At 57.5% G+C, this 18671-nt stretch carries 15 protein-coding genes; all 15 read left to right on the forward strand.

Translation table 11 applies throughout. The annotated features are described in order from the left end of the window. Positions 1–97: 97 nt before the first annotated feature. On the forward strand, positions 98–2761 hold the full coding sequence (gene gyrA, locus ACYZTX_RS10940; RefSeq protein ID WP_462034060.1) for a DNA gyrase subunit A: 2664 nt from the start codon (positions 98–100) through the stop codon (positions 2759–2761). A gap of 234 nt (positions 2762–2995) precedes the next feature. After that, complete coding sequence (serC, locus tag ACYZTX_RS10945) at positions 2996–4081, forward strand: 3-phosphoserine/phosphohydroxythreonine transaminase (RefSeq protein WP_462034061.1); 1086 nt, start codon at positions 2996–2998, stop codon at positions 4079–4081. Continuing rightward, a complete protein-coding gene (pheA, locus tag ACYZTX_RS10950; RefSeq protein ID WP_030128742.1) occupies positions 4081–5175 on the forward strand; it encodes a prephenate dehydratase in 1095 nt (364 codons plus the stop codon). The genes serC and pheA overlap by 1 nt, the downstream gene beginning before the upstream one ends. Positions 5176–5187: 12 nt before the next feature. Further along, positions 5188–6300: a histidinol-phosphate transaminase gene (hisC, locus tag ACYZTX_RS10955; protein ID WP_462034062.1), complete on the forward strand. Its 1113-nt coding sequence runs from the start codon at positions 5188–5190 to the stop codon at positions 6298–6300. A 28-nt stretch (positions 6301–6328) separates the two neighbouring features. Next, entirely contained in the window at positions 6329–8536 is a 2208-nt protein-coding gene (locus tag ACYZTX_RS10960; RefSeq protein ID WP_462037019.1) for a bifunctional prephenate dehydrogenase/3-phosphoshikimate 1-carboxyvinyltransferase, read from the forward strand. Then, a complete protein-coding gene (cmk, locus tag ACYZTX_RS10965; RefSeq protein WP_462030531.1) occupies positions 8533–9222 on the forward strand; it encodes a (d)CMP kinase in 690 nt (229 codons plus the stop codon). Before ACYZTX_RS10960 ends, cmk begins: the two co-directional genes overlap by 4 nt. 119 nt (positions 9223–9341) lie before the next feature. Next, positions 9342–11033: a 30S ribosomal protein S1 gene (gene rpsA / locus ACYZTX_RS10970; RefSeq protein WP_008148721.1), complete on the forward strand. Its 1692-nt coding sequence runs from the start codon at positions 9342–9344 to the stop codon at positions 11031–11033. A gap of 273 nt (positions 11034–11306) precedes the next feature. After that, on the forward strand, positions 11307–11585 hold the full coding sequence (locus ACYZTX_RS10975) for a hypothetical protein (protein WP_462034063.1): 279 nt from the start codon (positions 11307–11309) through the stop codon (positions 11583–11585). Between the two features lie 153 nt (positions 11586–11738). Continuing rightward, positions 11739–12035 (forward strand): integration host factor subunit beta, encoded by a 297-nt coding sequence (gene ihfB / locus ACYZTX_RS10980; RefSeq protein WP_003369729.1) that lies wholly within the window; start codon positions 11739–11741, stop codon positions 12033–12035. Between the two features lie 27 nt (positions 12036–12062). Continuing rightward, positions 12063–12302, forward strand: a complete 240-nt coding sequence (locus tag ACYZTX_RS10985; protein ID WP_462034064.1) for a LapA family protein — start codon at positions 12063–12065, stop codon at positions 12300–12302. 99 nt (positions 12303–12401) lie between these two features. Next, entirely contained in the window at positions 12402–13478 is a 1077-nt protein-coding gene (gene rfbB / locus ACYZTX_RS10990; protein ID WP_462034065.1) for a dTDP-glucose 4,6-dehydratase, read from the forward strand. Further along, the gene (rfbD, locus tag ACYZTX_RS10995; RefSeq protein WP_462034066.1) at positions 13475–14368 is read left to right on the forward strand and encodes a dTDP-4-dehydrorhamnose reductase; all 894 of its coding nucleotides are present in this window, start codon (positions 13475–13477) and stop codon (positions 14366–14368) included. Before rfbB ends, rfbD begins: the two co-directional genes overlap by 4 nt. Continuing rightward, on the forward strand, positions 14365–15255 hold the full coding sequence (gene rfbA, locus ACYZTX_RS11000) for a glucose-1-phosphate thymidylyltransferase RfbA (protein ID WP_462034067.1): 891 nt from the start codon (positions 14365–14367) through the stop codon (positions 15253–15255). Before rfbD ends, rfbA begins: the two co-directional genes overlap by 4 nt. A 455-nt stretch (positions 15256–15710) precedes the next feature. Then, on the forward strand, positions 15711–17153 hold the full coding sequence (locus tag ACYZTX_RS11005; RefSeq protein WP_462034068.1) for a mannose-1-phosphate guanylyltransferase/mannose-6-phosphate isomerase: 1443 nt from the start codon (positions 15711–15713) through the stop codon (positions 17151–17153). A 123-nt stretch (positions 17154–17276) separates the two neighbouring features. Beyond that, positions 17277–18638 carry a phosphohexomutase domain-containing protein gene (locus ACYZTX_RS11010; RefSeq protein WP_462034069.1) on the forward strand — a complete coding sequence of 454 codons (1362 nt, stop codon included), beginning with the start codon at positions 17277–17279 and terminating at the stop codon, positions 18636–18638. The last annotated feature ends 33 nt before the right edge of the window (positions 18639–18671 follow it).

Consider the following 18671-nt stretch of genomic DNA (forward strand, 5'->3'; position numbering starts at 1 on the left):
CGTAAGTCGGTGCATGGCACTCAGCCTGCAGCGGCGAGCTTCGTTCGTCCCATATGGATGTGACGAAGTTTCACCAGAAAAAGGAATCGAGCTTCTCATGGGCGAACTGGCCAAAGAAATCCTCCCGGTCAATATCGAAGACGAGCTGAAGCAGTCCTACCTCGACTACGCGATGAGCGTAATTGTCGGGCGGGCACTGCCGGATGCGCGCGATGGCTTGAAGCCCGTGCACCGGCGTGTGCTGTTCGCGATGAGCGAGCTGGGCAACGACTTCAACAAGCCGTACAAGAAATCTGCCCGTGTCGTCGGTGACGTGATCGGTAAGTATCACCCTCACGGTGATACCGCGGTGTACGACACCATCGTTCGGATGGCGCAGCCATTCTCGCTGCGCTACCTGCTGGTAGACGGTCAAGGCAACTTCGGTTCCGTGGACGGCGACAACGCCGCCGCCATGCGATACACCGAAGTGCGCATGACCAAGCTGGCGCACGAGCTGCTGGCTGACCTGCACAAAGAAACCGTGGACTGGGTGCCGAACTACGACGGCACCGAAATGATCCCGGCGGTCATGCCGACCCGTATTCCCAACCTGTTGGTCAACGGCTCCAGCGGTATCGCCGTGGGCATGGCGACCAACATCCCGCCGCACAACCTCGGTGAAGTCATCGACGGTTGCCTGGCCCTCATCGACAACCCCGAGTTGACCATCGATGAGCTGATGCAATACATCCCTGGCCCGGACTTCCCGACCGCCGCGATCATCAACGGTCGTGCCGGCATCATCGAAGCCTACCGCACCGGTCGTGGCCGCATTTACATGCGCGCCCGCTCGATGATCGAAGACATCGACAAGGTCGGTGGCCGTCAGCAGATCGTCATCACCGAACTCCCTTACCAGCTGAACAAAGCCCGTCTGATCGAGAAGATCGCCGAGCTGGTAAAAGAGAAGAAGCTCGAAGGCATCACCGAACTGCGCGACGAGTCCGACAAGGACGGTATGCGCGTCGTGATCGAGCTGCGTCGTGGCGAAGTGCCTGAGGTGATCCTCAACAACCTCTACGCCCAGACCCAGCTGCAAGCGGTGTTCGGTATCAACATCGTCGCGCTGATCGACGGGCGTCCACGCATCCTGAACCTCAAGGACCTGCTGGAAGCCTTCGTTCGTCACCGTCGCGAAGTCGTTACCCGCCGTACCGTGTTCGAACTGCGTAAAGCCCGCGAACGTGGTCACATCCTGGAAGGTCAAGCGGTTGCCCTGTCGAACATCGACCCGGTCATCGCCCTGATCAAGGCTTCGCCGACGCCGTCGGAAGCCAAGGAAGCGCTGATCAAGACCGCGTGGGAATCTTCCGCCGTGGTCGCGATGGTTGAGCGTGCCGGCGCTGACTCTTGCCGTCCAGAGACCCTGGATCCGCAATACGGTCTGCGCGAAGGCAAGTACTTCCTGTCGCCGGAACAGGCGCAAGCCATTCTGGAACTGCGTCTGCACCGTTTGACCGGTCTGGAACACGAAAAGCTGCTGGCCGAGTATCAAGAGATCCTCAACCAGATCGGCGAACTGATCCGCATCCTCAGCAGCGCCACGCGCCTGATGGAAGTGATCCGCGAAGAACTGGAAGTGATCCGCGCCGAATACGGCGATGTACGTCGCACCGAGATTCTCGATGCCCGTCTCGACCTGACCCTGGGTGACATGATCCCGGAAGAAGAGCGCGTCGTGACCATTTCCCACGGTGGCTACGCCAAGACCCAGCCATTGGCTGCGTACCAGGCTCAGCGTCGTGGCGGTAAAGGCAAATCGGCTACCGGCGTCAAGGATGAGGACTACATCGCTCACCTGCTGGTTGCCAACAGCCACACCACGCTGCTGCTGTTCTCCAGCAAAGGCAAAGTGTACTGGCTGAAAACCTACGAGATTCCGGAAGCGTCCCGCGCTGCCCGTGGTCGTCCGTTGGTCAACCTGCTGCCGCTGGGCGAGGGTGAATACATCACCACCATGCTCCCGGTCGATGAATACACCGAAGGTCACTTCATCTTCATGGCCACCGCCAACGGCACCGTGAAGAAGACCCCGCTGGAATCCTTCAGCCGTCAACGCAGCGTCGGTCTGATCGCGCTGGAGCTGGACGAAGGCGACGTGCTGATTTCTGCCTCCATTACCGATGGCGAGCGCGAAGTCATGCTGTTCTCCGACGGCGGCAAGGTCACTCGCTTCAAGGAAACCGACGTTCGCGCCATGGGCCGTACCGCTCGTGGTGTCCGCGGCATGCGTCTGCCGGAAGGCCAGAAACTGATTTCGATGCTGATTCCGGAAGAAGGCAGCCAGATCCTCACCGCTTCGGCGCGTGGTTACGGCAAGCGTACGGCGATCACCGAGTTCCCTGAGTACAAGCGTGGCGGTCAGGGCGTTATCGCCATGGTCAGCAACGACCGTAACGGCCGTCTGGTCGGTGCAGTCCAGGTGCTCGACGGTGAGGAAATCATGCTGATTTCCGACCAGGGCACCTTGGTGCGTACGCGTGTTGACGAAGTCTCCAGCCTGGGTCGTAACACCCAGGGCGTGACCCTGATCAAACTGGCCAGCGATGAAAAGCTGGTAGGTCTGGAACGGGTTCAGGAACCGTCGGAAGTCGAAGGTGAAGAGCTGGAAGGTGAAGAGGGTGAAGCAGGTGCAGTGTTCGACGGTGAAGTCGTGATCGACGACGTTGCCGAAGACCAGCAACTCGACGCCGCCGCAGACGAAGAACCGCAGGAATAAGCGGACAGACAGGGGGCGGATGAGAATTCGCCCCCTTGTTGTTTGTCCGAACGGAAATATCGACACCACAACGATCCCTGTGGGAGCGGGCTTGCTCGCGAAGACGGACTGACATTCAGCATAGATGTCGCCTGATACACCGCTTTCGCGAGCAAGCCCGCTCCCACATGAGTTCCGTGTCGACTGATGTTGTGATTTATTGCGTGATACCACCAAATCAGAGCGAGATTGGATGTGAGCAAGAGAGCCTATAACTTCTGTGCCGGTCCTGCGGCGCTTCCTGAAGCTGTCCTGAAGCGCGCTCAGGGTGAACTCCTTGATTGGCACGGCAAAGGCCTGTCGGTCATGGAAATGAGTCATCGCAGTGATGAGTTCGTGTCCATCGCCACCAAGGCCGAGCAGGATCTGCGTGATCTGCTGAATATCCCCTCGAACTATAAAGTGCTGTTTCTGCAAGGTGGCGCCAGCCAGCAATTTGCTCAGATCCCTCTGAACCTGTTGCCGGAAGGCGGTACCGCCGACTATATCGACACCGGTATCTGGTCGCAGAAAGCCATCGAAGAAGCCTCGCGTTACGGCCACGTCAACGTTGCCGCGACTGCCAAGCCTTACGACTATTTCGCTATTCCCGGCCAGAACGAATGGAACCTGTCCAAAGACGCGGCCTACGTTCACTACGCGCCGAACGAAACCATTGGCGGCCTGGAGTTCCAGTGGATCCCGGAAACCGGTGATGTCCCTCTGGTCGCCGACATGTCTTCGGACATTCTCTCGCGTCCGATGGATGTCTCGCGCTTCGGCATGATCTACGCCGGTGCCCAGAAAAACATCGGCCCGAGCGGCATCGTCGTGAACATCATTCGCGAAGACCTGCTGGGTCACGCCCGTTCCCTGTGCCCTACCATGCTCAACTACAAGGTCGCGGCCGATAACGGCTCGATGTACAACACCCCGCCAACCCTGGCCTGGTACCTCTCGGGTCTGGTATTCGAGTGGATGAAGGAGCAGGGTGGCGTTGAAGCCATCGGCAAGCTCAACGACGTTAAACAACGCACGCTGTACGACTTCATCGACGCCAGCGGTTTGTACAGCAACCCGATCAACAAGTCGGATCGCTCGTGGATGAACGTGCCGTTCCGCCTGGCTGACGATCGTCTCGACAAGCCATTCCTGGCCGGTGCCGAAGCGCGTGGCCTGTTAAACCTCAAGGGTCACCGTTCCGTGGGTGGCATGCGTGCCTCCATCTATAACGCCGTCGACATCGTTGCGGTCAACGCACTGGTTTCGTACATGGCAGAGTTCGAGAAGGAACACGGTTAATGTCTGAGCAAGAACTCAAGGCACTGCGCCTGCGCATTGATGCCCTGGACGAAAAAGTCCTGGAGCTGATCAGTGAGCGCGCACGCTGCGCCCAGGAAGTTGCGCGAGTAAAGATGGCCTCGCTGGCCGAAGGCGAAGTGCCGGTGTTCTATCGTCCTGAGCGTGAAGCTCAGGTGCTCAAACGCGTGATGGAGCGTAACCAGGGGCCGCTGGGCAACGAAGAGATGGCGCGTTTGTTCCGCGAAATCATGTCCTCGTGCCTGGCCCTCGAGCAACCGCTGAAAGTGGCGTACCTCGGCCCCGAAGGCACCTTCACCCAAGCGGCGGCCATGAAGCACTTCGGCCACGCGGTGATCAGCAAGCCGATGGCGGCGATCGACGAAGTGTTCCGCGAAGTGGCGGCCGGCGCGGTGAACTTTGGCGTGGTTCCGGTGGAGAACTCCACCGAAGGCGCGGTCAACCACACCCTCGACAGCTTCCTCGAACACGACATGGTGATCTGTGGCGAAGTCGAGTTGCGGATTCACCACCACCTGTTGGTCGGTGAAAACACCAAGACCGACAGCATCAGCCGCATCTATTCCCACGCCCAGTCCCTGGCCCAGTGCCGCAAGTGGCTGGACGCGCATTACCCGAATGTCGAACGCGTGGCGGTGTCCAGCAACGCCGAAGCGGCCAAGCGGGTCAAGGGTGAGTGGAACTCGGCGGCGATTGCCGGCGACATGGCAGCAGGCTTGTACGGGCTGACCCGTCTGGCCGAGAAAATCGAGGATCGTCCGGACAACTCCACGCGATTCCTGATGATCGGCAGCCAGGAAGTACCGCCGACCGGCGACGACAAGACCTCGATCATCGTCTCCATGAGCAACAAGCCCGGCGCACTTCACGAGTTGCTGGTGCCGTTTCACGACAACGGCATCGACCTGACGCGCATCGAGACGCGTCCGTCGCGCAGCGGTAAATGGACCTACGTGTTCTTCATCGACTTCGTCGGCCACCACCGCGATCCGTTGATCAAAGGTGTGCTGGAAAAGATCAGTCAGGAAGCAGTGGCACTCAAAGTGCTGGGTTCCTACCCGAAAGCAGTTCTCTAAGGGCGGTAGCAAATGAGTGGTGACTTCCTCGCTCTGGCACAGCCGGGCGTGCAACAACTTTCGCCTTACGTTCCGGGCAAGCCTGTGGACGAACTGGCACGCGAGCTGGGCATCGATCCAGCCAGCATCGTCAAACTGGCCAGCAACGAAAACCCGTTGGGCGCCAGTCCAAAGGCGCTGGCAGCGATTCGCGAAGCGCTGGCCGAACTGCCCCGTTATCCGGACGGCAACGGTTTTGCGCTCAAGACCCTGCTGGCCGATCAGTGCCGCGTCGAGCTCAATCAGGTGACGTTGGGCAACGGCTCCAACGACATTCTGGAGCTGGTCGCGCGTGCCTATCTGGCGCCGGGCTTGAACGCCGTATTCAGCGAGCATGCGTTTGCGGTCTACCCGATCGTCACGCAAGCCGTCGGCGCTACGGCCAAAGTGATCCCGGCCAAAGACTGGGGCCATGATCTGTCGGCCATGCTGGCCGCGATCGATGCCAATACCCGTGTGGTGTTCATCGCCAACCCGAACAACCCGACCGGGACCTGGTTCGACGCCGAGGCGCTGGACGAATTCCTGCAGGACGTACCGGAACACGTGCTGGTGGTGCTGGACGAGGCCTACATTGAATACGCCGAAGGCAGCGACTTGCCGGATGGCCTGGACTACCTGGCGGCCTATCCGAACCTGCTGGTTTCGCGCACGTTCTCCAAGGCCTACGGCCTGGCCGCGCTGCGGGTCGGTTATGGCTTGTCCACTGCGGTGGTTGCGGATGTGCTGAACCGTGTGCGTCAGCCATTCAACGTCAACAGCATGGCCCTGGCCGCTGCGTGCGCTGCGCTGCAAGACGCCGAGTACCTGGCTGAAAGCCGTCGTCTGAACGAATCCGGCATGCGGCAACTGCAAGCGGGTTTCCGTGAGCTGGGGCTGAGCTGGATTCCGTCCAAGGGCAACTTCATCTGCGTCGATATGGGGCAGGTAGCTGCGCCGATCTTCCAGGGTTTACTGCGCGAAGGTGTAATCGTGCGTCCGGTGGCCAACTACGGCATGCCGAACCACTTGCGCATCACCATCGGTCTGCCAGCAGAAAACAGCCGCTTCCTCGAAGCGCTGATCAAGGTTCTGGCTCGTGGTTGATGTCACTGCACTGCCATCTGCTGAACCTATGATCGGTCGCCTGGTGGTGGTCGGTCTGGGGTTGATCGGCGGTTCGTTTGCCAAGGGTTTGCGTGAAAGCGGCTTGTGCCGCGAAGTGGTCGGGGTCGATCTCGACCCGCAGTCGCGCAAACTGGCGGTTGAGCTGGGTGTGGTGGATCGCTGCGAAGAAGACCTGGCCGTTGCTTGCCAGGGCGCCGACGTCATTCAGCTCGCCGTGCCAATCCTTGCCATGGAAAAAATGCTCGGCCGCTTGGCCGCCATGGACCTTGGGCAAGCGATTCTGACCGACGTCGGCAGCGCCAAGGGCAATGTGGTGCGTGCCGCAACCGAAGCGTTTGGCGGCATGCCGTCGCGTTTCGTGCCGGGGCATCCGATTGCCGGTTCCGAGCAGAGCGGGGTGGAAGCCTCCAACGCCGAGCTGTTCCGTCGCCATAAAGTGATTCTGACGCCGCTGGATCAAACTGATCCGGCAGCCCTGGCAGTGGTCGACCGGTTGTGGCGCGAATTGGGCGCCGATGTCGAGCATATGCAGGTCGAACGTCACGACGAAGTGTTGGCGGCGACCAGCCATTTGCCGCACTTGCTGGCGTTCGGTTTGGTCGATTCGTTGGCCAAGCGCAATGAAAACCTTGAGATCTTCCGGTACGCTGCGGGCGGTTTCCGCGATTTCACAAGAATTGCGGGCAGCGACCCGGTCATGTGGCACGACATCTTCCTCGCCAATCGCGAAGCTGTCCTGCGCACACTCGATACATTTCGCAGCGACCTCGACGCCTTGCGCGACGCGGTCGATGCAGGGGATGGGCACCAATTGTTGGGCGTATTCACTCGCGCCCGGGTTGCCCGCGAACATTTCAGTAAAATCCTGGCCCGCCGGGCTTATGTGGACGCTATGAACTCCAACGACCTGATTTTCCTGGCACAACCTGGTGGCCGCCTGACTGGGCGGATTCGTGTACCGGGCGACAAATCGATTTCCCACCGTTCGATCATGCTCGGCTCCCTGGCTGAAGGTGTCACCGAAGTGGAAGGTTTCCTCGAGGGCGAAGACGCCCTGGCAACCTTGCAAGCCTTCCGTGACATGGGCGTCGTGATTGAAGGTCCGCACCACGGTCGCGTGACCATTCACGGCGTCGGCCTGCATGGCTTGAAGCCTGCGCCGGGCCCGATCTATCTGGGCAACTCCGGCACGTCGATGCGTCTGCTGTCTGGCCTGTTGGCTGCGCAGAACTTCGACAGCACGTTGACCGGTGACGCCTCGTTGTCCAAGCGTCCGATGAACCGCGTGGCCAATCCACTGCGTGAAATGGGCGCCGTGATCGAGACCGCTGCAGAAGGTCGTCCACCGATGACCATTCGTGGCGGCAATAAGCTCAAAGGCCTGACTTACACCATGCCGATGGCCAGTGCTCAGGTTAAGTCCTGCCTGCTGCTGGCGGGTTTGTACGCCGAAGGCAAGACCACCGTCACCGAACCGGCGCCAACCCGCGACCACACCGAGCGCATGCTGCGCGGCTTCGGCTACCCGGTCACGGTCAACGGCGCGACTGCTTCGGTCGAGTCCGGCCACAAGCTGACCGCGACCCACATTGAAGTACCGGGCGACATCTCGTCGTCGGCGTTCTTCCTGGTGGCCGCATCGATCGCCGAAGGTTCGGAGCTGGTGCTCGAACACGTCGGCATCAACCCGACTCGTACCGGCGTGATCGACATTCTGCGTCTGATGGGCGCTGATATCACCCTGGAAAACCAGCGTGAAGTCGGCGGCGAACCGGTTGCGGACCTGCGCGTACGTGCAGCTAAACTCAAAGGTATCGAGATTCCCGAAGCGCTGGTTCCACTGGCCATCGACGAATTCCCGGTGCTATTCGTGGCTGCCTCCTGTGCCGAAGGGCGCACCATCCTGCGTGGCGCTGAAGAGCTGCGGGTTAAAGAGTCGGACCGGATTCAGGTCATGGCGGATGGCTTGCTGGCGTTGGGTGTCAAATGCGAACCGACCCCGGACGGCATCATTATCGACGGCGGCCAGATCGGCGGTGGCGAAGTGCATGGCCACGGCGATCACCGGATTGCCATGGCCTTCAGCGTGGCTTCGCTGCGCGCCACTGCACCGATCCGCATTCATGACTGTGCCAACGTCGCGACGTCGTTCCCGAACTTCCTCGCGCTGTGTGCGCAGGTCGGTATCCGTGTTGCACAAGAGGCTCAGTCGTGATTATCAAGCCACCGGTCATCACCATCGACGGGCCTAGCGGTTCGGGCAAGGGCACTATTGCCGGGATTCTGGCCAAGCGTCTGGGCTGGTGCCTGCTGGATTCCGGTGCGCTGTACCGTCTGCTGGCATTCGCCGCGCGTAACCATGGCGTCGATCTGACCAATGAAGAGTCGCTTAAGCTGCTGGCCGCTCATCTGGACGTGCAGTTCGTCGGCGCGACCGAAGGTCATCCGCAACGAATCATTCTTGAAGGTGACGATGTCACTGATGATTTGCGCAATGAACAAGTCGGCGCATGGGCCTCGCAAGTCGCCGCTCTGCCGGCCGTGCGCGATGCGCTGCTGCAGCGCCAGCGGGCGTTTCAGGAGGCTCCGGGTCTTGTGGCCGATGGTCGCGACATGGGCACGGTGGTTTTCCCCGATGCACCGCTGAAGATATTCCTGACTGCCAGTGCCGAGGAGCGTGCGCGCCGTCGATACTTGCAGTTGAAGGGCAAAGTCGATGGTGTTAGTCTGTCGAGTCTGCTAGATGAGATACGTGCACGCGATGAGCGTGACACCCAGCGAGCGGTAGCCCCGCTCAAGCCGGCGGCTGACGCCATACAGCTGGATTCCACGGAATTATCCATCGATCAGGTGCTGGAACGCATCATGAGCGAGATCGCACTCCGCGATATCGCCGGGTGACCAAGAAGCTCTGCAGGGGACCAGTCATAGTCCTGTGGTGTTTCTTTAAATGAACGTAACCCACGTCGTCTGGGATGTGGAGATGGGCGTATTCTTCGCCCTTATACTCAGGAATTAAAATGAGCGAAAGCTTTGCGGAACTCTTTGAAGAAAGCCTAAAAACCCTGAACCTTCAGGCAGGCTCCATCATCACCGGTGTTATCGTTGATATCGATTACCAAGCTCGCTGGGTAACCGTTCACGCTGGCCTGAAGTCTGAAGCACTCATCCCGCTTGAGCAGTTCTACAACGATGCTGGCGAACTGACTATCAACGTCGGTGACGAAGTTCACGTTGCTCTGGACTCGGTTGAAGACGGCTTTGGTGAAACCAAGCTGTCCCGTGAAAAAGCCAAGCGCGCTGAATGCTGGATTGTTCTGGAAGCAGCCTTCGCAGCCGAAGAAGTGGTCAAGGGCGTTATCAACGGTAAGGTTAAAGGCGGCTTCACTGTCGACGTTAACGGCATCCGTGCGTTCCTGCCAGGTTCTCTGGTTGACGTTCGTCCAGTGCGCGACACCACGCACCTGGAAGGCAAAGAGCTGGAATTCAAGGTCATCAAGCTTGACCAGAAACGCAACAACGTTGTCGTTTCCCGTCGTAGCGTCCTCGAAGCCGAGAACTCCGCTGAGCGTGAAGCTCTGCTGGAATCCCTGCAGGAAGGCCAACAAGTCAAAGGTATCGTCAAGAACCTCACCGATTACGGCGCATTCGTCGATCTGGGTGGCGTCGATGGCCTGCTGCACATTACCGACATGGCTTGGAAGCGTATCAAGCATCCTTCCGAAATCGTCAACGTTGGCGACGAGATCGATGTCAAGGTTCTGAAGTACGATCGCGAACGCAATCGTGTTTCCCTGGGCCTCAAGCAGCTGGGCGAAGATCCATGGGTTGCTATCAAAGCCCGTTACCCAGAAAGCACTCGCGTTACCGCTCGTGTAACCAACCTGACCGACTACGGCTGCTTCGCTGAGCTGGAAGAAGGCGTTGAAGGCCTGGTACACGTTTCCGAAATGGACTGGACCAACAAGAACATCCACCCTTCGAAAGTCGTACAAGTCGGCGACGAAGTGGAAGTTATGGTTCTGGACATCGACGAAGAGCGTCGTCGTATCTCCCTCGGCATCAAGCAGTGCAAATCTAACCCATGGGAAGATTTCTCTGGCCAGTTCAACAAGGGCGATAAAATCTCCGGCACCATCAAGTCGATCACCGATTTCGGTATCTTCATTGGTCTGGACGGCGGCATCGACGGTCTGGTTCACCTGTCCGACATCTCCTGGAACGAAGTGGGCGAAGAAGCCGTTCGCCGCTTCAAGAAGGGCGACGAGCTGGACACCGTTATCCTGTCGGTTGACCCAGAGCGCGAGCGTATCTCCCTGGGTATCAAGCAACTGGAAAGCGATCCGTTCTCCGAGTACGTTCAAGAGAACGACAAAGGCGCAATCGTTAAAGGCATCGTGAAAGAAGTTGACGCTAAAGGCGCCATCATCACTCTGGCCGACGATATCGAAGCGACTCTGAAAGCCTCCGAAATCAGCCGTGACCGCGTTGAAGACGCGCGCAACGTTCTGAAAGAAGGCCAGGAAGTAGAAGCCAAGATCATCAGCGTTGACCGCAAGAGCCGTGTAATCCAGCTCTCCATCAAGTCGAAAGACGATGCTGAAGAGAAAGAAGCCATCCAAAGCTTGAAAGACAAGCCTTCGGATAGCATCGCTGCTGGTCCTACCACTCTGGGCGACCTGTTGCGTGCACAAATGGAAAAACAGAACTAAGTTCTGTCAGACCATAGAAAAAGGGCGACTTCGGTCGCCCTTTTTTGCGCCTGGAATTCGGCGAACGCACCGCTCAGGACATACATGATCACTTGTAGGAGCTGCCGGAGGCTGCGATCTTTTGATCTTGATCTTTGCTACCTCACATCCAACGATGAACCATTGTTCCTCCCTAACTGTCTCTTTCTTTAACAGGATCAATCGTTTATTTACAGCTAGTCTCTAGCCTGAAGCGAACGACAGTCTGGCGGCGTGTCCGGCCTAAGGAAGCGAATGAACAAGCTCATTGTCGTAATAGCAGTACTGACATTGGCGGGCTGTGCCACTAATGCCAAGACTCATGCGGTGCGTGGGGTCAGTGGCATCGAGATCGATTGTTCGGGGCTGGGCTCGGGGTGGGAGAAATGCCGCAAGCGAGCGAACAAGGAGTGCAAGGCGGCGGGCTACACAGTTGTAGCCAGGTCCGATGATGCCAAAGACGAGGATGAGTACCCCTTTGGCTTCAATCCTGCGGGCTATCTGACGCGCACCATGCTGGTTATCTGTAGATGAGTGCGTGAGTGCACGATCAGTGTTCCGATGCTCTGGAATAGGGCATCTCTATGCTGGTGAAAAATGTCAAAAACTCGGGCTGTTCAAATTCTTCCGGGCATGCTAAAACCTTTGAAGCGCTTTTCCTAGCTGCTTGAAAAAGAAGGGAAAAATATGACGAAGTCGGAGTTGATCGAACGAATTGTCACCCATCAAGGGCTGCTCTCATCCAAGGATGTGGAGCTGGCCATCAAGACCATGCTCGAACAAATGTCCCAATGCCTGGCCACCGGTGATCGCATCGAGATCCGTGGGTTTGGCAGTTTCTCTTTGCACTACCGCGCACCGCGCGTAGGTCGCAATCCAAAAACCGGTCAGTCCGTCAGCCTCGACGGCAAGTTCGTGCCGCATTTCAAGCCAGGCAAAGAATTGCGCGATCGTGTGAACGAGGACGAGGAGGAAGGGCTTTGACGGCTACCGCAATTCAAGGAATCGCTCATGCGTAACCTCAAGCGCGTACTGCTCGCCGTATTCGTCCTGTTACTGGTTTTGGCGGTCCTCGCGTTCGTTCTCGAGAATCAACAATCGGTTTCCCTGCTGTTCCTGGGTTGGGCGGGGCCGCAACTGCCGGTGTCGCTGGTCATGGTTGTGGCGCTGTTGATCGGGATGGTGATCGGGCCGATTCTTGGTTGGTTTCTGGGACGTACATCCAGAGCTTCACGCAAGCGCCTTGTCTGACTGCGACAACGGCGTGGCGCACGTCGAATTTGCACCTATGCTCGTCCGTATCCATTAGTGGGATCTACCCTATCAGTAACTCCAAAGGTATGGCTTCGCGTGAAAATTCTAGTTACCGGTGGCGCAGGATTTATCGGTTCGGCAGTTATTCGACATATCATCTCCAGCACAACCGACTCGGTCGTTAACGTCGATAAGCTTACTTACGCCGGTAACCTTGAGTCATTGGCCGAAGTTAGTCAGAACACGCGTTACGTGTTCGAGCGCGTCGACATCTGCGATCGCGATCAGATCGACCGTGTCCTGCGTGAACACCAACCGGATGCGATCATGCACCTGGCCGCAGAGTCCCACGTCGACCGCTCGATCTCTGGTCCATCTGAATTCATCCAGACCAACATCATCGGTACTTACACCCTGCTGGAAGCTGCGCGCCACTATTGGGCGGCGCTGGATGATGCGCGTAAAGCCAACTTCCGCTTCCACCATATTTCGACTGACGAAGTTTACGGAGACCTCGAAGGTCCGGAAGACCTCTTCACCGAAACCACGCCGTATCAGCCAAGCTCGCCTTACTCCGCCAGTAAGGCCAGTTCCGATCATCTGGTTCGCGCCTGGAGTCGTACTTACGGCTTGCCAACTCTGGTCACCAACTGCTCGAACAACTACGGTCCATGCCATTTCCCTGAGAAGTTGATCCCGCTGATCATCCTCAATGCACTGGAAGGCAAGCCATTGCCGGTCTACGGCAAAGGCAATCAGGTCCGCGACTGGCTCTACGTCGAAGATCACGCCCGTGCACTGTACAAAGTCGTGACCGAAGGTGTAATTGGCGAAACGTACAACATCGGTGGTCATAACGAAAAGCAAAACATCGATGTGGTGCATGCCCTGTGCGCGCTGCTCGACGAACTGCGTCCCGATTCTGCTCACCGCCCACATGCCAGCCTGATCACCTATGTTCAGGATCGCCCGGGTCACGACCTGCGTTACGCAATCGACGCCAGCAAAATCCAGCGTGAACTGGGTTGGACGCCGGCAGAAACGTTCGAAACCGGCATCCGCAAAACGGTCGAGTGGTACCTCAACAACACTGAATGGGTCGCTCACGTGAAGAGCGGTAGCTACCAACAGTGGATCGACCAGAATTATGCGAACCGTTCGAACAAAGTATGAAAATCCTCCTGCTGGGCAAAAACGGCCAAATAGGCTGGGAGCTGCAACGCTCTCTCGCGCCACTCGGTGAGCTGATCGCCCTGGATCGTCATGCGGTCGGTGGACTGTGCGGCGACCTGTCTAACCTCGACGCATTGCGGGCGACGATCCGCCAGATCCAGCCCGACGTCATCGTCAACGCTGCGGCTTACACCGCTGTCGATAAAGCCGAGTCCGAAACCGAGCTGGCCGACCGTGTGAACGGTCAGGCCAGCCAAGTCATGGCCGAAGAGGCCACAACCCTGGGTGCTTGGATGATTCACTACTCGACTGATTACGTCTTCAGCGGCCTGGGTTCTACGCCGTGGCAAGAGTCAGATGAAGTGGCCCCGGTTAATCACTACGGCGCCAGCAAACTGGCTGGTGAACAGGCGATTACCGCGTCGGGCTGCAAGCATCTGATCTTCCGCACCAGCTGGGTCTATGGCGCTCGCGGCAACAACTTCGCCAAGACCATGCTGCGTCTGGCCAAGGATCGCGAAACCCTCAGCGTCATCGCCGACCAGATCGGAGCCCCTACGGGTGCAGACCTGATTGCCGACGTAACAGCGTTGGCCATTCAGCAGGTTCTGCAGCGCCCTGAGTTGTCGGGTTTGTATCACTTGGCGGCCAGTGGCGAAGTGTCGTGGCACGGCTATGCTAGCCATGTGATCGGTTTCGCTCAAGACAACGGCGAGCAGCTCGCCGTAACGGCGATCAATCCGATTAAAACGACGGCTTATCCAACACCGGCAAGACGCCCTCTGAATTCGCGTTTGAATACTCAGAAGCTACGTGACAACTTTTCTCTTCACTTGCCGGATTGGCAAAGTGGCGTAACCCGAATGCTTAGGGAGGTTCTGAATAAATGACCACGACCAATCGTAAAGGCATCATCCTCGCCGGTGGTTCGGGTACGCGCTTGCATCCGTTGACCCTCGGTGTGTCCAAGCAGATGCTGCCGATCTACGACAAGCCGATGATCTTTTATCCGCTGTCGGTGCTGATGCTCGCGGGAATGCGAGAAATCCTGATCATCTCCACCCCGGAAGATTTACCTTGTTTCCGGAAATTGCTGGGTGATGGAAGCCTGTATGGCATCAAGCTTACCTACGCCGAACAACCTAGCCCGGATGGTTTGGCGCAAGCCTTCATCATTGGGGAGGAGTTCATCGGCAGGGACCCTTGCTGTCTGATCCTGGGCGACAACATCTTCTATGGGCAGAGCTTCTCGGAAAACCTGCGTTCCGCGAAGAATCAAGAACAAGGCGCGACTGTATTCGGCTATCACGTATCTGATCCTGAGCGTTTCGGTGTTGTGGAATTCGACGCTGCCGGGCGCGCGCTGAGCATCGAAGAGAAGCCGCAGAAACCCAAATCCAACTACGTGGTGACCGGCCTGTACTTTTACGACAACAAGGTTGTCGAGATCGCCAAGGGCATCAAACCGTCCGCACGCGGCGAGCTCGAAATCACCGACGTCAACCGTGCCTATCTTGAGCGGGATGAGCTGAACGTCGAAATCCTTGGTCGCGGTTTCGCATGGCTGGACACGGGTACTCACGATTCACTGCTTGAGGCTAGCCACTTCGTGAGTACCATCGAGAAACGCCAGGGGTTGAAAGTTGCTTGCCTGGAAGAGATTGCTTACAACAGCGGATGGATATCTGCTGCTGAGCTGCTGGCTCAGGCAGAGCGACTTGGAAAGACGGGTTATGGGCAATACTTGAAAAAACTTCTGGATGTGCCTGGTCGCTGAGGTTTGATCGATGCGGGTGGTTGATGTTATTTTGATGGCTCGCACTTGAAACACACGTTTGATTTCAAATGATTTTTTGTATCCCGGCCTTCCGCATGAGTTATTAATTCCCCGGTACTACCTGTAGAATGACCGGCAGAATTATCTGATCCCGTTTAGCATTGCACCTCAATCTCAATTGACCCGCTTTTCCTTTCAAAGGAAGGGCGCCATTGTCGAGATTTCCTTCCATAAAAAGCGTTAACAGGCAGGAAGATCCGATAAGTGGTAGAGGGCGTCAATTCGTGAGGCACCAGGCATAAAAGCCGACGGGTTTGGATCGAAGTCGAGCTGTCACCCTTGCAATCGCTTCGAGCAAAGAATTTGCATCGATTACGATGCAGGAATGACCGGAAAACATAACTGAGCCCCACTTTCTGGACGTATCCGCCAGAAGGGGATTAAGGATTTAGAGCATGGAACTGATTCCCGTAATTTTGTCTGGTGGAGTGGGCAGCCGGTTGTGGCCTGTTTCTCGTGAAGCCCATCCAAAGCCGTTTATGGAACTGCCAGATGGCCAGAATCTAATCCAGAAAACCTTCCTTCGAGCTTCGCGCCTGGAAGGTGTTGTGGAAGTTCTTACGGTGACCAACCGGGAACTCCTGTTCAAGACCGAAGACGAGTACGGCGCAGTCAATACAGCCAAGCACGCTCAAGGCTTCATCCTGGAACCTTTCGGTCGTAACACCGCTGCGGCCGTCGCAGCTGCCGCGCTTCAGCTGGAATCCACACATGGCCCCGACGCCCAAATGCTGGTACTGGCCGCTGACCATTTGATAAAAGACGAAAAAGCCTTTGCTGCGGCCGTATCCAGTGCCATGACGCTTGCTGCCGACGGCTGGCTGGTAACGTTCGGTATTCAGCCGACATACCCTGAAACCGGGTTTGGCTACATCGAAGCGCAAAAAGATGCCCCGCTGAAGGGCGGCCTGAAAGTAGCGCGCTTTGTCGAAAAACCTAATCTTGACACCGCTCAAGCCTATGTCAGCGCAGGTAACTACTACTGGAACTCCGGGATGTTCTGCTTCCGGGTGGGTACTGTCCTCGAAGAGCTTCGTCAGCATGCTCCGGACGTAGTGGAAGCGGTCAACAAGACGATTGAAGCATCGCGGCTTACTTCTTCCGCCAAGTACCGTTGCCTTGCGCTCGATGCTGATGCGTTCGCAGAGGTGCCGGATATCTCCATCGACTACGCGTTGATGGAACGCTCCTCCAAAGTCGCGACTGTTCCCTGTGATATCGGCTGGAGTGACATTGGTTCCTGGAACGCTGTCAGTGAACTGACCGAGCCTGACGAGAACGGCAACCGTTTTGAAGGCGAGGTGTTGTCCCACAATTCCCGCAACAACTACGTAAACAGTGAAGGTCGACTCACCGCTCTTGTGGGTGTCGAGGACTTGCTGGTGATCGACACCCCAGATGCGGTGATGATTGCCCACAAAGATCATGCTCAAGACGTAAAACATATCGTCAATCAGCTCAAGGCCTGCAGCCACACGGTTCATCTACTCCATCGCACCGTGCATCGCCCTTGGGGCACCTACACAACGCTGGAAAATGGCGAGCGCTTCAAGATCAAGCGCATTGTGGTGAAGCCTAAGGCTTCTCTGTCGCTGCAGATGCACCACCACAGAAGCGAGCACTGGATCGTTGTCAGCGGGATGGCGGTAGTGGTCAACGACCAGCAAGAGCTGATGTTGAACACCAACGAGTCCACCTTTATTCGTGCCGGCCATCAACACCGTTTGATGAACCCGGGTGTTATCGATCTGGTGCTGATCGAAGTGCAGAGCGGTGACTATCTGGGCGAAGACGACATCGTGCGTTTCGAAGACAACTACGGTCGCGTCGACAAGTAACACTGAACCCGAAGCGAGCCCCGCACCTTGCGGGGGCAGCGCGCCAGCGGCATCAGGCCCTGGCGGTCCATTCTTGCCGTTGCCGCCTCAGGGCGGCATCGGACATTTCAGTTAGTGAGTAGAATGTATCCTCCTATCGTGACGCAATGCTTCAAAGCCTATGACATTCGTGGTCAGGTCCCCGATCAACTCAACGAAGACATCGCCTACCGCATAGGTCGCGCACTCGTGGCCGAGTTGCAGGGGAAAACCTTCGTGGTCGGCCAGGACATGAGGCTCGAAAGCCCACCTCTGGCGACAGCGCTGATGCGCGGCATGACCGAGGCGGGTGCCGATGTGATCGACATCGGCCTGTGCGGCACCGAGGAAGTCTACTTCGCCGCCAGTCATTACAAGGTCGATGGCGGCGTGATGATCACTGCCAGCCACAACCCCAAAGGCTACAACGGCATGAAGCTGGTCAAGGCCGAGTCTCGCCCTATCAGCGGCGACACTGGCCTCGACGCCATCCGCCAGCGTGTCGATCAGGGTGACTTGGGCACCATCGCGGCAGAAAAAGGCGCAGTTCGCCAAGCGTTCGACAAGACCGCTTACATCGACCATTTGCTCACCTACATCGACGTCAGCACCTTGAAACCCCTCAAGATCCTCGCTGACCCGGGCAACGGCGCTGCCGGCCCCGTGCTGCAGTTGCTGGCTGCGCGGTTGCCGCTGCAATGGGTGTTCATCAATGAAGAACCCGATGGCAACTTTCCGAACGGCGTACCCAATCCACTGCTGCCCGAGAACCGCGAACTGACTCGTCAGGCGCTGCTGGCCAACCAGTGCGACATGGGCCTGGCCTGGGACGGTGACTTCGATCGCTGCTTCTTCTTCGATGCCGATGGCCGGTTTATCGAAGGCTATTACCTGGTTGGCCTGCTGGCCGAAATGCTGCTCAAACAACACCCGGGCAGCAAGATCATTCATGACCCGCGTCTGACCTGGAACACGATCGAGCAGGTCGAGCAGGCGGGTGGTATTGCCGTGCAGAGCAAAACCGGACACGCGTTCATCAAGGAGCGCATGCGTGAGGAAGATGCGGTGTATGGCGGGGAGATGAGCGCTCATCACTACTTCCGGGATTTTGCGTATTGCGATAGCGGGATGATTCCATGGTTATTGGTGTCGGCGTTGATTTCCGAAACAGGAGAAACTCTTGCGCAGCTGGTCGCGAAGCGAATCGAAGCGTTTCCTTGTAGTGGGGAGATTAACTATCGTGTGACGGATGTGAATGAGACCTTAAAAAAGGTGCTCGAACACTTCCTGCCGAGTAACCCGCTTATCGATGAAACAGACGGGATCAGCCTTGAGTTTGGCGATTGGCGTTTCAGCCTGCGAGGATCCAATACGGAACCATTGCTACGGTTGAATGTGGAGAGTCGTGCGAATGAAGAACTTGTTGTGCGCTATGTGACGGAAATTGCCGGTTTGATCCGGGGATAAGTACGTTCAGTATGATGAAGGGGGGAGCGATGG

This window comes from Pseudomonas sp. MDT1-17, from assembly GCF_054898105.1.